Annotated in this window: 12 protein-coding genes; 9 read left to right on the plus strand and 3 right to left on the minus strand. The window is 29.9% G+C overall.

What is annotated here, in order from left to right; all coding sequences use genetic code 11:
• The 6 genes from AC1Q8L_RS28570 to AC1Q8L_RS28595 form a co-directional block, all read left to right on the plus strand.
• On the plus strand, positions 1-711 hold a 711-nt coding region (locus tag AC1Q8L_RS28570), incomplete at its 5' end, for a rhodanese-like domain-containing protein (protein WP_492339545.1).
• Between the two features lie 169 nt (positions 712-880).
• Entirely contained in the window at positions 881-1,366 is a 486-nt protein-coding gene (locus AC1Q8L_RS28575) for an SdrD B-like domain-containing protein (protein WP_000849082.1), read from the plus strand.
• 776 nt (positions 1,367-2,142) lie between these two features.
• Positions 2,143-2,910: an ABC transporter ATP-binding protein gene (locus AC1Q8L_RS28580; protein ID WP_492339546.1), complete on the plus strand. Its 768-nt coding sequence runs from the start codon at positions 2,143-2,145 to the stop codon at positions 2,908-2,910.
• The gene (locus AC1Q8L_RS28585) at positions 2,900-4,888 is read left to right on the plus strand and encodes an FtsX-like permease family protein (RefSeq protein WP_000286983.1); all 1,989 of its coding nucleotides are present in this window, start codon (positions 2,900-2,902) and stop codon (positions 4,886-4,888) included. The genes AC1Q8L_RS28580 and AC1Q8L_RS28585 overlap by 11 nt, the downstream gene beginning before the upstream one ends.
• Before the next feature lie 81 nt (positions 4,889-4,969).
• A complete protein-coding gene (locus tag AC1Q8L_RS28590; protein ID WP_097853723.1) occupies positions 4,970-5,641 on the plus strand; it encodes a response regulator transcription factor in 672 nt (223 codons plus the stop codon).
• Positions 5,638-6,660: a sensor histidine kinase gene (locus AC1Q8L_RS28595; protein WP_001020441.1), complete on the plus strand. Its 1,023-nt coding sequence runs from the start codon at positions 5,638-5,640 to the stop codon at positions 6,658-6,660. The genes AC1Q8L_RS28590 and AC1Q8L_RS28595 overlap by 4 nt, the downstream gene beginning before the upstream one ends.
• A gap of 512 nt (positions 6,661-7,172) precedes the next feature.
• On the opposite strand, the gene AC1Q8L_RS28600 is transcribed toward AC1Q8L_RS28595, so the two are convergent.
• Complete coding sequence (locus AC1Q8L_RS28600; RefSeq protein ID WP_000610351.1) at positions 7,173-8,405, minus strand: sensor histidine kinase; 1,233 nt, start codon at positions 8,403-8,405, stop codon at positions 7,173-7,175.
• A gap of 4 nt (positions 8,406-8,409) precedes the next feature.
• The gene (locus tag AC1Q8L_RS28605; RefSeq protein ID WP_000362056.1) at positions 8,410-9,102 is read right to left on the minus strand and encodes a response regulator transcription factor; all 693 of its coding nucleotides are present in this window, start codon (positions 9,100-9,102) and stop codon (positions 8,410-8,412) included.
• A gap of 701 nt (positions 9,103-9,803) precedes the next feature.
• Between AC1Q8L_RS28605 and AC1Q8L_RS28610 the strand changes: the two genes are divergently transcribed.
• Genes AC1Q8L_RS28610 through AC1Q8L_RS28620 form a run of 3 tightly spaced genes read left to right on the plus strand, consistent with a single transcriptional unit; the run spans position 9,804 to position 13,804 of the window.
• On the plus strand, positions 9,804-10,604 hold the full coding sequence (locus AC1Q8L_RS28610; RefSeq protein ID WP_000720122.1) for a lipoprotein BA_5634 family protein: 801 nt from the start codon (positions 9,804-9,806) through the stop codon (positions 10,602-10,604).
• A 21-nt stretch (positions 10,605-10,625) separates the two neighbouring features.
• Positions 10,626-11,339 (plus strand): ABC transporter ATP-binding protein, encoded by a 714-nt coding sequence (locus AC1Q8L_RS28615; protein ID WP_098817645.1) that lies wholly within the window; start codon positions 10,626-10,628, stop codon positions 11,337-11,339.
• On the plus strand, positions 11,336-13,804 hold the full coding sequence (locus AC1Q8L_RS28620) for an ABC transporter permease (RefSeq protein ID WP_098817644.1): 2,469 nt from the start codon (positions 11,336-11,338) through the stop codon (positions 13,802-13,804). Before AC1Q8L_RS28615 ends, AC1Q8L_RS28620 begins: the two co-directional genes overlap by 4 nt.
• Before the next feature lie 374 nt (positions 13,805-14,178).
• On the opposite strand, the gene AC1Q8L_RS28625 is transcribed toward AC1Q8L_RS28620, so the two are convergent.
• Positions 14,179-14,625 carry a hypothetical protein gene (locus AC1Q8L_RS28625; RefSeq protein ID WP_025118729.1) on the minus strand — a complete coding sequence of 149 codons (447 nt, stop codon included), beginning with the start codon at positions 14,623-14,625 and terminating at the stop codon, positions 14,179-14,181.
• Positions 14,626-14,831: the final 206 nt, after the last annotated feature.

Consider the following 14,831-nt stretch of genomic DNA (forward strand, 5'->3'; position numbering starts at 1 on the left):
ACTTTATTGACGGGACAGCCAGAGCCTCCAAAGTATTTTTCATTAATGAAGAATTTAAATAAGTATGGTCCTCCAATTCGTAAGAAGAGAAAGATTACTGCTATTAATACAGTAGAAGAACTTCAAGAAGTTATGAGAAGTGTCCAGCAAATAGTTGATATAAGGGATGTAGAGAGTTTTGCTTCTGGTCACATTGAGAAATCAATTAACATACCGTATAACAATTCTTTCACAACTTGGTGTGGATGGTTACTAGATTATAAAACAGAGACTTTAATAATTCTAGATGAGGAAAAGGTTAAGGTTGAGGAAGTCATTAGGGACTTTGAATCTATTGGGCTAGATAATATTGTTGCTTTTGCACCTTTAAAAGTAATAAAAAAATTTGATATATTAGAAGGCTACAAGGAAAAAACATCAATTGAATTATATCGGTATATAAAAGATAGAAGTGTTAAGGTTATCGATGTACGTAGTAAAAAAGAGTGGGAGGAAGGACACCTTCATGATGCAATACATATTATGTTAGGCAATCTATTTGAGAAGATAGATTCTGTACCGAAAGATTGTCCAATAGTTTTACAATGTCGAACTGGTTTGCGTTCCGCTATAGCAGCTAGCATCTTACAAAAAGCTGGTATAAAGGAAGTAGTTAATTTAAAAGGCGGATTTTTCGAGTGGAAAAAGTTTGGATTACCATACGAGAATTAATTTTTATCTAGTAATTCATTAAATTAGATATTTATCTTATTAATTAATAGCTTATGTTATTACAATTATAATAAAGATTAGGTGATAAAACCAGTATTGTAATACATTGTATATCGTATTAATATTTATATATTCTTGTTAAATATTATAGAATTGGGTGATGATATTGATGAAAACAATTAAATCTATAACATGTATGTCAGTTTTATTATTCATTTTTACATTATTTTTACCAAAAAATTTAGCATTCGCAGAAGAGATGGATAAGGTTTGGGATCCAGAGAAAGGGACTATTTCTGGTTATATCTGGTTTGATGAAAATGAGGATGGTTGGATTGATCCTGAGGAACAAACAATCGCACCTGAAATAGGTGAAATAAAGTTATATTTAATTAATGAAAATGAAGAAATAGTTGAAGAAAAAATAGTGTCTAGATTACAAAATGGGCAAGCTCATTACTATTTTGAGGTAGAAGAAGGAAAGTATAAAATACGAGCTGAGTTTACTGAAAAGGGAAAATATCAGCTTACTAGAGATGGAAGAGATTCATTTTTCAATTCTACAACAAACGAAACAAGGTATTATGAAATTATGAAGTCATACAATATAGATAGTATTCAGCTCGGGTATAAAAAGCTTCTTAAGTCTATTTAAAGTAAGGAAAAAAGCTAAAGGTGATAGTAAAAAGGTTGGATTTCAATTTTAAGTGGGGCATGCGCCTCTCTTTTTTTAACAGATTTGTTGATTATATTATTTGATGTTATATGAGAAAAGTGGAGGCGTTTATCGTTGATGATTTTTGGACGATTAGATCGTGAACAGAGCTTTCATGTTTTATTTTGTAACTTCACTGTAATGGAATTATGTACGACTACAGCACCAGAACATTGAGTTTTCTAGTTCTTTACAATAGAGACTTGTACTTTATTGTATCATTAGATTTATCTCACAGAATGAGAAAATGTAATATGCTCCTATTTGAAGGATTTTTTATTATTGGTAATTTCATGTACCGTATTTAAAAATAAATCCAAATTTGGAAGAAGTGAAAGAAAAACTTGCTGCGAAATAATAAAAAGGATTTGGCCTTAAAGGTCAAATCCTTTTCTGTTTTCAAAATCTTTTTGTGAAATGAATATAAATCCATATCTTTTAAATTGAGATGTTGTTACGCCGTAACTAGTTTGTTTATTTCCACTAATTACTTAAGTCTTATCATTTTTGCACCAAAACTTATCCGTCCATTTGGTAAGGCATCGAATAAACCTTACGTATACCACTGCGATTTCTGATAACTTACATGTAGAGATATCACTCAATATAACAAAAATGTAATGTTAATGAAATGTAATTCCACCGATACTAGTAATGAAATTATATAAAATGAAGGGGAGTTAAAGAATTTTTATAATGAAAAAGGAGAAGTATTAATGCGAAATATATTAAGTGTAGAAAAAATTGAAAAATATTATGGTAATAAAGATAACGTAACAAAGGCTATAGATAATATTAGTTTTAAGGTAGATGAGGGAGAATTTGTTGGGATAATGGGGCCTTCAGGAAGTGGCAAAACTACATTACTTAACTGTATATCAACGATTGATCATGTTACGACGGGAAAAATAATGATAAATAATAGTGACATTACGCGGTTAAAATCAAAATCACTAGATAAGTTTAGACAAAATGAATTAGGGTTTATATTTCAGGACTTTAATTTATTAGATACTCTTACCGCTTATGAAAATATTGCCCTAGCGTTAACTATAAAAGGTGAGGAAAGTTCAGAAATTGATGGGAAAATACAAGCAGTGGCAAAATATTTAGACATTGAACAAGTATTAAGCAAATACCCTTATCAAATGTCAGGCGGACAAAAACAAAGGGTTGGTTCGGCAAGAGCTATCGTAACAGATCCATCTTTAGTACTTGCAGATGAACCAACAGGATCGTTAGATTCTAAATCAGCTAGATTATTACTTGAAAGATTTGAAAGTCTAAATAAGGATTTAAAAGCTACAATACTTATCGTTACTCATGATGCATTTACAGCAAGCTATGCCCGTAGAATTCTTTTTATTAAAGATGGAAAAATATTTACCGAGTTGGTCAGAGGGAATGATTCCAGAAAAGAATTCTTTACTAAAATTATCGAAGTTATAACCCTTCTTGGAGGTGATGATAATAATGTACTCTAAGATTGCTATTGGGAATGTAAAGAAAAGTTTTAAAGATTATGCCATATATTTCTTAACACTAACACTGGCTGTTTGTATATTTTATAGCTTTAACTCCATAGAATCACAAAAGGCATTTGTGGAAATTAACGCTGCAGATAGAAAGTATGTGCCTACAGTAATGAACGCTATCTCAGATGTGTCAGTATTTGTATCCGTAATATTAGGTGGTTTAATATTGTATGCAAATAATTTCTTAATTAAAAAACGTAAAAAAGAATTAGGAATATATATGACTTTAGGTATGGGAAGAAGAAATATATCCAGAATATTAGTAACAGAGACATTTCTAGTTGGTATTATATCTTTAGTGAGTGGGCTTATAATAGGTATTGGAGTATCACAGGGATTATCTACATTTGCATTAAAGTTATTTGACTTGCCCATCAATAAATATAAATTTGCAATTTCAACAGGTGCTATAGGTAAAAGCGTATTATACTTTGGGATCATGTTTTTGCTTGTTATGTTATTTAATGTATATGTTGTTTCTAAATACAAAATAATTGATTTGTTAACAGCAGGTAAAAAAAACGAAGATGTAAAATTTAGAAATCCTCTTATCTATGTAATCATATTTATTATGTGTGTAGCATCACTTGGATATGCATATGTGACTGTACTAAAAATCGGATTGAATTATAATAATCCTATGCTCATGGTATCAATCATTCTTGGCATATTAGGTACATTGCTGTTTTTCTTTAGTTTATCTGGATTTATATTATATGTTGTAAAGAAGAATAAAAAAGTCTATTTTAAAGGGTTAAATATATTTATCATCAAACAAATAAATAGTAAGGTTAATACAAATTTTATATCCATGTCTGTAATATGTTTAATGTTATGCCTTACAATGGTGGTTCTATCTACAGGAATCAGCTTTAACAGAATAATGGACGAAAGAACGAAAGAAACAACACCATTTGATGCCAGTATTAAATTGGAGAATAAGGATGAAAGTTACACTATAGAAGACGTATTAAATAAAGCTAATTTTAAAATAAGTAATAACGAAAAATATGTATCTTATAATGTATATCCAACAGGGATGGAAGTGGTGGACTTAGTACCAGAAGTACGTAAAGATTATAAAAAAAGTGGTATGGATTTCATTAAAGTATCTGATTATAATAAAATTTTAAATCTTAAAGGTGAAAAGGAAATCACTTTAAATAACAATGAAGTTTTACTTTTATCAAATGATAAGCGGTTGCTTAATTCGATAAATGAAAGATTAAAAAATAGCAATAAGGTGAATATTAAAGAAAAAGAATATCTTGTAAAATATAATAAAATTATACAAGAGAGTCTTTACACTTCTGATACGCAACCTTATTTCTTCACAATCGTTATAAATGATGAGTTTGTATCAGGCTATAAAATTACTGAATCCGTACTTAATGTAAATTATTTAGATGGAAATAGAGAAGAATATAATAAAAAATATGATAACGTTGCACGGGGCTTTTATAACGAAAATGGCCCGAAATTAAATATTATTCATATATCAGGCATATCTAAGGATGAAGTTCGAGCAGAAAGTAAAGGATTGAAAACTATCATACTGTTTATTGGGATATATATAGGTATTGTATTTTTAATAACGAGTATGGCTGTATTAGCTCTTCAACAATTATCAGAAGCCAGTGATAGCATAGATCGATATAAATCTTTGAAGAGAATTGGCTCAAACGGAACAATGATCGATAAAACGATTTTCATTCAAACTTTCGTATACTTTAGTCTTCCAGTTATTCTTGCCCTAATTCATTCTGTAGTTGGAATTTATGTAGTCAATGATTTTATTAACGCATTTCAACAAATAGACATGATTTTACCAGCATTGATGACTGGCTTAGTATTTCTTGTAGTGTATGTAGGATATTTCTACACGACATATGTCGGTTATAAAAATATTGTAAAAAGTAATACTTAATTTTATAATGCTCATTAAGGCTATTACACCTTGTTTCTCAAGATGTAATAGCCTTATATTCTATATAGGAAGGGAAAAATCATGAAAAAAATCATTCTTATTGAAGATGATGAAATCATCAGAGAAGAATTACAAAATTTTTTTATAAAGTATGGATATGAAGTAAAGGCTCCCACAGATTTTAATCATATTATCGAATATATAGAAAGTGAGAATGCAGACCTTATATTACTAGACATAAATCTTCCTGTGTTCGATGGCTATTATATATGCAGAGAAATACGTAAAACTTTAGATGTTCCAATCTTCATGGTTACAAGTAGAGATAGTGATGTAGATGAACTGATAAGTATGAATTTGGGAGCAGATGATTTTATAACAAAGCCTTATAATACAGAAATACTATTAGCAAGAGTAACAAACATTTTAAGAAGAACATCTGGAGATTTCAAGATGAATCATATCTTAATGTATAGGGATTTTACTTTAAATCTTTCAAATGCAACAGTTACTTATCAAGACAAATCTGTAGAATTAACTAAAAATGAAGTTAAAATACTCTCATGCTTAATGAATAATCGTGGGAATATTGTAAAAAGAGATTCACTTATAGAAACTTTATGGAAATCTGATTATTTTGTGGATGATAGCACCTTAACTGTTAATATAAATAGATTAAGAAAAAAGCTTGAAGAGATAGGTATAGAAAATCCGATTGCAACAAGAAGAAGCTTAGGATATATAATGCCATGAATATAGGTGAATTTATTAAAGATAAAATAGTAGTAATACTATCTAATGTACTGGTATATATCATACTAGCAGGTATATTGCTGATTGCGCATGTTCCGTTCATTATCATATTCTGTGTCTTTTGTATTTGGTTTTTTCCATTGATTTCATATATGGCTATAGAATTTATAAGATGTAAAAATTACTATAATGAGATTAATGGCATATTAGAAAACTTGGAGAAAAAATACTTGCTTCCAGAGGTAGTAAAGGAAACAAACTTTATACATGGAGAAAAACTTAACGCTATACTAAAAGAAGTAAGTAGAGATATGCATGAAAATGTAAAGTATTATAGAGATATGCAGTTGGATTACAGAGAATATATAGAGACATGGGTGCATGAAATTAAGACACCAATAGCTTCTACAAAGCTTATAATTGAAAATAATCAAAATGAAGTAACGAATAAAATTGACTCTCAAATGGATCGAATTGATGGGTTTGTAGAACAGGTTCTGTATTATTCTCGAAGCAATAACGTTAATAAAGACTATATTATCAAGCCAGTCAACCTTGATAATGTAGTAAGGAATGTAATTAAAAGAAACTATAGGGATTTTATTCATAAGAGAATAAAATTAGATATACAGGATATTGATGAGATTATATATAGTGATGGCAAATGGGTTGAATTTATTATTAATCAAATAATAGGAAATTCTATAAAGTACTCAAATAACAAAGAACAAATGATACGTATATGCTCAATTAAGAAAACTAACTCAGTAATACTAACTATAGAGGATAATGGAGTAGGGATAGTAACTAAAGATATAAATAGTGTTTTTGAGAAAGGGTTTACTGGAGAGAATGGAAGAAAGTTTAGCAAAAGTACAGGAATGGGCTTGTATCTATGCGAAAAATTGTGTTCAAAATTAGGATTGAAAATTGGGATTGAATCTGAAGTGAATAAAGGAACTAGAGTTACATTAGTATTTCCTTTATCAGATATGTTAACTTTTGAGTCTTATTTATAAAAGGAATACTGCCATCTTCCTACGAATTCCATATGAAACTTAAAGACAAATTAAAACGGTATGAAAAGACTAGAAATTCTCATCATACCGTTTGTATTATTTAGTCATTAAACATATTGTTATATTTAATTGTAAATCGAATCGATGTTAATCTGGATTAGCCATTACTATTTTTGAAGCCCACTATTACTTAACGTAAGATTTGGTTGCTACACAGACCTCGTAAGCGAGAAATTGTACACCATATAAAACAGTAAAATAAATATCCGATCCCTTAGCGTACAAGAAATCGGATATTTTGAGTCTGAATTCTGTTCAAACGCACAGTTTTCTTTTTCTGATATTGTGACTCTATGCCCATCAAGCTAAGATTTTTAATTACCCCTAAAATGAAAAAGTTATTTCTTTACAGTCATTTATGAAAAATTAATTGAATTTCTTTTTTTTACAGATGATTAATTTTTAAAAATTATACTCAAGGGTTAGGGTTTCACAATAACTTTTATGAACTATTAATATTTCATAAAAGTTATTGTGAATTTTGTGAATGAGTGTTTTTGACTTTCTACTTTAATAAATCCATCGTGAGCTTCGATAATTGATTTCGCTAGTGCTAAGCCAATTCCAATGGAGCCTTCTTTATTAGAATTTTTTGTTTTGTAAAATCTATCGAATATATATGGCAAATCTTCTGATGCAATACCTTCACCAAAATCTTGAATTATTATTTCAGTATGAATAGGAGAGTTTGTGACTTCAATATAAATAGAACTATTATCATTTGAATGTTCAATGGAATTCTTTAAAATATTTAATAAAGCTTCTTGCATCCAAATACTGTCATGGAAAAGTGATATTTTTTCATTGGTTTTTAAATGTATGTTCATATTTTTTTTATTTAATTTACTGTTCAAACTAGCAATGACCTCATAAATTGTATCAATAATATCAGAGTTTTCTTTTTCAAATAGTATTGCCCTAGCATCTATTTTTGAAACTTTTAATAAATTATGTATTAAAAAGCTGATTCTTGAAATTTGAACATCATTATTGTGTAAAAAATGATATTGCTGTTCATTTAATTTACCTTGTAATAAGATATCATTGTTCACTGTTAGTGTTGAGAGTGGTGTTTTTAGTTGATGAGAAATATCTTGTAAAGTTTGAATTAAAAATTGTTTCTCTTCCGTTAAATTATGCATACTTTTTCTAATAACATTTTTCAGTTTATGAAAAGAATTAGCAAGTTTAGCTAGATCTCCTTCTCTATTTTCCTTGATATCAATGGTGTAATCACCTTCAATAATTTTATTCGCTGCAGCTGTTACATTTCTAATTTTTAAGAAAAAAGATTTATATTGTAAGTAATTTAGAAAAATTAGGATTAAGCTGAACCCTATTGCTCCAAGGAACATGTATATATTGTTTTGAGATATATGTTTATTTAAATAAGGAAAAAGTCTTGAGTCTAATTCAGCAGATAGACCATATTGATTTAATAGCATTTCTCCATCACTGGAATACTCTTTTTTATTCGCTGTATCATTTGTAAGTGCTTGTATTATTTCATATTCATTTTCTGGGTTTTGTGCAATTAGTTTCCCGGTAATTTCACTCCAAATAGTAATATAATCATTCTTTAAATGGTCATATAGAATATGAACTGTGATACCTTGATATATAATAAATAAAAAAGCGATTAATGCTAATGTAAGTATATTAATTTTTATTTCTCTATTTATCATTAAATTACTCCTTACTGACGTCTTTGTTCCAAAAATATCCAACACCTCTTTGTGTGATTATATAGTTAGGATTTTGGGGAATATCCTCAATTTTACTTCTTAATCTTTTTACATAAACGGAAAGAGTGTTTTCATCGAAAAACACTTCACTTTCATCTACTATTTTTTTCAATATCTCATTTCTTTGTAACACTTTATGAGGATTTAGCATTAACGTTAATAAGAGTTTGTATTCTAAATGTGTTAAATTTATACTTTTCTCATGCTTAAAAGCCCTGGCTGCTTCAACTTCAAGCTGTATATTTTCAGACCTCAATATAGTATTAGAAGCTGTTTTAATTTTTTTTCTTAATTGTACTTTTACTCTAGATAATAGCTCTTTTACCCTGAAGGGTTTTGTTATATAATCATCTCCACCAATATCAAGGCCCATTACTACATTTGCCTCCTCATCCAGTGCTGTGAGAAAAATAATAGGTATATCACCTTTTCTTTTAAGATAGGTACATAAATCATACCCATTTCCATCTGGGAGTCCAACATCCAATATAGCTAAGTCAAATTTATTATTTTCGTATTGGTCTTTTGCATCTTGTACAGTAGAAACTCTTATAACCTCAAGTCCTTCTCCTTTTAGAGTAAACTCAATAGCCATTCCTAGATCGTTATCGTCTTCAACGAATAATACTTTATCCACAGTATCTCTCCTCATTTGTCTTTGATTATGGCAGTATTTTAGATTATGACAGTTATTTTACACGTTGATTGGCTAATTTAAAATAGTTTAGTATGGAAATGGACTTTTAGAGGCTTTTCTGAGTATAAGCATAATACCTAAATTGGCTTAAAGCTTTTCAGTACATAATGAGATACAACAATTACTTAAAGCAGAATATTTACGTAATTCATACATGTACTTGCTTATATTTTGAAAAACCTTGTAATAGTGTCTTGTTGAATTTGTACGTTTTTATACAATCAGTAATGTTTTGTTTAAGTTATCTTATACAAAAATCTTAAATGAAATTTGAATTCGCATTAATTATGTAAATGAATTTTAAAAAACAGATCATTGAGAATAAGAGCCGAATGGTAGCGGATTTTTTAGAATTTGAAAAGTATGTGTGTACTTAAATAAGTGTATAAAAGCCGTTTAATTTTAAAGTATATCTTGATCAGAGTTACGAGTATATAAAAAGCTAGATTTAGTAATCTTACTAAACTGTAAGATTAAAGTATATATAGTAAGACAAGCGTTATTCAATTAACAATTAAAGACGTCTATACTGAAGGTAATCATTCTTTATTAAGACTTGTAGCATTTTAGCCACTGTTTATATAAAGAAAAAACCTACTGTTCTAACCCCAGATTAAACATAGTATATGAGGAGGAAGAAAATGAAAAAGATAATAGGATTTCTAGCAGTAACAGCAATTTTTATAGGTATAGGGTTTGCTGTAAATCGTTATATAAATGGTCCCTCACAACCAGTAAACGGTATCATGGTATCTGGATCGAAAGAAAATATATCTGCTGTTAAAAATCTGTATAAAGATCAAAACGTACAAACAGCAGATTATAGTTATAAATTGGTCACAGAATTAATAAAACAAGAACTCACTACCGAACAGAAAGAAGATATTAAGAAAGAATGGAAAGAAAAAGGAGAAAATATGACCGAAGAAGAGATGGACAAAGAACTTGATAAGTCATCTGTTAGAAAGAAACAATACGCGGTTATTACAAAATCTACAGCAGAAAAATTCTTAAAAAAAGGAATTGTAAGAACACCCTTATCTAAAGAAGATAGTTCAATAACTTCAACCTCAGTAAAAGAAATAAAAGAATTAGCGAGTGAAAAAAATTTATTTTATAGAAAAGAAGCGGAAGATGAGGAAGTTAAGGATGGAAATTTAAATTTAAATGGACAAATGATACCTGTTCAACATATTGAACAAAATAATTGGATTGGCTATTTTTCATCACCGATAGTAATTGTTAATGAGGAAACGTATAAACAATTAAAAGAAAAAGAAGTAAGCCTTTCGTTAATTCAGTTTGCAAATGAAAATTTTGATTATAAAAATAAAAATAAGGTAAATAAGGTGGTGGAATACGTTTCAAAAGTGTATGCAGTGAAAGACGAGAATGGTGAGTACGATAAGGATAAAATCTATTTTGTAGAGATCCAAAATTAATTTGTGAAAAGGATGAGTTGTATGGAGGTTGTTAGATTAGAAAATGTAGTAAAAACATATGGAGAAGGAGAAACGCAAGTACAGGCGTTAAAAGGAATTAATCTTTCCATTCATAGGGGAGAATTCGTAACCATAGTTGGAGCATCAGGTTCTGGTAAAAGTACCTTATTGCATATTTTAGGAGGGCTGGATCGTCCGAGTTCGGGAAATGTGTTTATAGGTGATGAAAATATCTACAGTTATAAAGATAATGAACTCTCTATTTTTCGCCGAAGAAAAGTTGGGTTTATATTTCAGTTTTTTAATTTAATTCCTGTCTTGAATGTACAAGAAAATATTGCTTTGCCAGCTCTATTGGACGAAGAACAGGTAGATGATCATTACCTGGATGAAATTATAAGAACTCTAGGGTTAAATGAAAGACGAGATCATTTGCCTTCTGAATTATCGGGTGGTCAACAACAAAGGGTATCTATTGGTAGATCTCTTATAAATAAACCCGATATTATCTTAGCGGATGAACCAACCGGAAATCTAGATACAAAAAATACAAAAGAAGTTCTGAATTTATTAAAAGTAACGGCTAAAAAATATAATCAGACGGTGATTTTAATTACTCATGATCCTGCTATCGCATCAAACTCTGATCGAATTATAACCATTACAGATGGCATGATTATTTCAGATAAACAATTGGTGCAAAATCAAGAAAAATGTGGAGGGGAGGAGTATTGATTCATAGTTACAAACAGTTAAGTCAAAAATATCTCAGAAGTAATATAAAACGTACTTTGCTAACATTAACAGGTATTATTCTAGCGTTGGCGCTAATAACAACGATTGGACTTTTTTTTAATAGTGGATACAATTCGGGAATTGAAAATGCTAAAAAAGGTTCTATGGGTTCTGCAAATATTTCAGTTGAAAATTATAATCAAAAGCTTTTCAATATGATAAAAAGTAATCCGAATATATCTTCTTATGGCATCATAACTCCAGGAGAGGTGCTCCATGTTGATGAGATAGCTGTCTCTTATATGTATGCAGATCATCAAGCATTGAAGCTGTTAAAGTCCAGTATTCCTGTAGAAGGTAAGCTGCCTTCAAATGAAAACGAGGCTGTTTTGGAAAAATGGATGCTGCCTTACTTCGGTCCCAATCTTAAATTAGGCGGTATGTTTACTATTCATGAAAAAAAATATAAACTTGTTGGTTTGCTAAATAAGTCTAGTAGTACTCAGGAAAATAAAACCGGTCAATTATTGACATATAAAAATAAGTTCAAAGTTGGTGAAGGTAGCGTATTGATTGAATTGCATAAGTACGCAAACTTTGATGAAGTTGAAAATCAATTTAAATTATTGACGAATAAAGAAAATATAAGAGTGAATGACCAATTAAAGAAAGCCTTAAAGCCTAGTGTGGAGATAATGGCGGCAGCCGCTATTAGTATTGGGATTGTTGTGATTTCTACAATTGTTATTATTTACAATGCATTTCAAATTAGTATAGTAGAGCGAATGAAACAGTTTGGCCTATTGAGGAGTATAGGGGCTACAAAAAAACAAATCAGGAAAATTGTGATAAGAGAAGCAACATTTCTTTCTATTATTGCTATCTTTTTTGGGATTTTGTGCAGCATATTAGTAGTCTTTTTACTTAATCAAGTACTGATAAACATACTTAAAAACTCTATGGGATATACAATTAAATTAGATTGGTTAATTATATGTGTATGTTCTTTAATTACATTGATAACAGTTTATATTTCAAGCTATTTTCCTGCTTTTTTTGCAGGTAGAATTTCACCGTTATTGGCCGTAAGTAGCCGATTAGCTATAAAAAAAGAAAAAATAAAGAAAAAAAAGAGAACAAAATTAAAGAAACCACTATCTTTTCCGTTAAGTATGGCATTAAAAAATATCCAAAGGAATCCCAATAGATATACAGTTACAATTTTGTCTATTATTATAAGTAGTGTACTGTATATCACGTTTACGTTTCTCATAGATACTGTCATTCAGCGTAAACAACCGGAAATTCAAGCTCTAAAATCGGATATATCAGTTACCGTTAATTCAAATTTAGACAAGCCTAGCATAGATCGTATGAGTCAAAATATTTATAAAGTTAATAACGTAGAGAAGCTGTACAAGCAATATCAGGCAAATAATTTTTATACGAAAGTACCAAAAAATAAACAAATTAAAGAATTACAAGGAAATGAATCGCTGTATCAAAAAGTAAAATATAATAATCAAACTGTAGAAATTATGAAAACACAAATAAAAGCATACGATGAGAATAGTTTAAAGAAACTAGCTGGAAATGTAACTAGTGGAAGAATTGATATTTCAAAATTAAATCGTGAAAAAGAGGTTGTTTTAGTAAAACAAGCTGCATCAAATGATATGAATACAAGTAAAAAATATATAGGTTCTCTAAGCACTTTTCAGGTAGGGGATGAAATCCAAATAACAAGTCAGCAAGAAAGAAAATCTACAGAGGAAATCTCCTACAATGAAGAAAAACTAGAAACTTTAAAAATAGCTGCTATTGTAGAATTGGACATTTTTAATATGAGCAGAGTGATGGATACCATAACTTTTATTACTAGTGAACAAATAGCCGAATATATTACACCATCTCCACAAAAATTAAAAGGTTTTGAAATTGATTTAGAGAATCAATCTCGGGCTGATGCTACAATTTTAGATATACAAAAGAAACTGGGTGGAGATGCATCTATAGATGTACAAAATAATATTGTTCAAAGTAATTTCCATACAGACAATATACTTTATATAAAAATATTAGGGTACGGATTTATAGCTGTTATTACACTAATTGGTTGTGTAAATATTTTAAATACCATTACAGTCAGCATCATTATGAGAAGAAAAGAATTGGCTGCTTTAAAATCGATTGGTATGTCGCAGAAGGATTTGAAAAAGATGGTTATATATGAAGGACTTCTGTACGGTTTCTTTGGAAGCATACAAGGAATCTTTTTCGGCTGTATGCTGTCGTATATTCTTTATGTAGCACTGTCAAATACGGTGTCGTTTGAATGGATTATACCTTATCAATCTAGCTTTATCACATTTATAACTGCACTTTTGATTAGTTATGTATCGGTACTAATTCCGCTTCGGAAAATTAAAAAGGATAACGTTATAGATGTAATTAGAGAAGAATAGTAGTAGTTAAAACAAGATGTGCTTCTGAGGTTCAACTGAGATACGTATAAAACGGTTTGTAATCTGTATTATATTTCAATTTTACAGTTCAAATCGAGGAATTCTAAAACATAAAATACAAAAGTACCATATATTATATAAGGTACTTTTGTCAGAGTGTTGGGAACCCTAAAGGGTTTCCCAACACTCTGTAAAAATACACCTAGTTAATAGGTGTATTTTTTAGACTTGAAAACCACTTATGTAGTAGAGATTTCTCTCGGGTACAGTGTATCACATTAGAAAACATGCGTATACATCATATTTGTTACGTAAAATAGATTTCTTTTGGTATACGATTCATTTGAAATTTAATTTGATCCCCTTTTGGGAACTTAGATACCTTCGCCAGGTTCTGTATTAGAAGGAGCCCCGCCATGGTCCCCATCTGCTTCTAGTTTTGGAGCTGGATAATGTCCATGCGTATCTTGTATCGGAACAGGTGTTCCCCCACGGTTTAAAGCAGGAGCACCACCAGTATGACCATGAGATTCTAGCGAAGGAGCGATTAAATCTGCATGAGTCTCTTTTTTAGGAGCCATTCCTTCCCCATGTGTATTTGTAAAGGAAGGAGCCCAAGTATCTCCTTTGTTGTATGATGAAATAGGAGGTCTTCCGTGATCATAAGCAGGAGCCCATGAATCCCCATGCGACTCTAATTTCGGAGCAAAAGTTTCTCCATGTGCAGCTTTTACAACTCCGCCATCTCCAATGTTTACACCAAAAAGACCAAAAATAAAGACAAATAATCCTACAATCGTTAATCCAAGTTTTCCTTTCAAACTATACCTCTCCTTTTTGCTTTGTTTTTTCTATTTTGTCTAAACGTGGTAGATAAAATGAAACGAATCGTAAAAAATCACCAATTTTATACGGTATACGACTAATTCTGTGTAAGATTTTGTAAAACCTTCTTAAAACTAGAGTTTTCTAAAAAATATTTTCGACAAAAATCAACGTTCGTAGGAAGTTGTTTTTTAGAAGTGCC

It is taken from the genome of Bacillus sp. GW823-FHT06A11, from assembly GCF_058795355.1.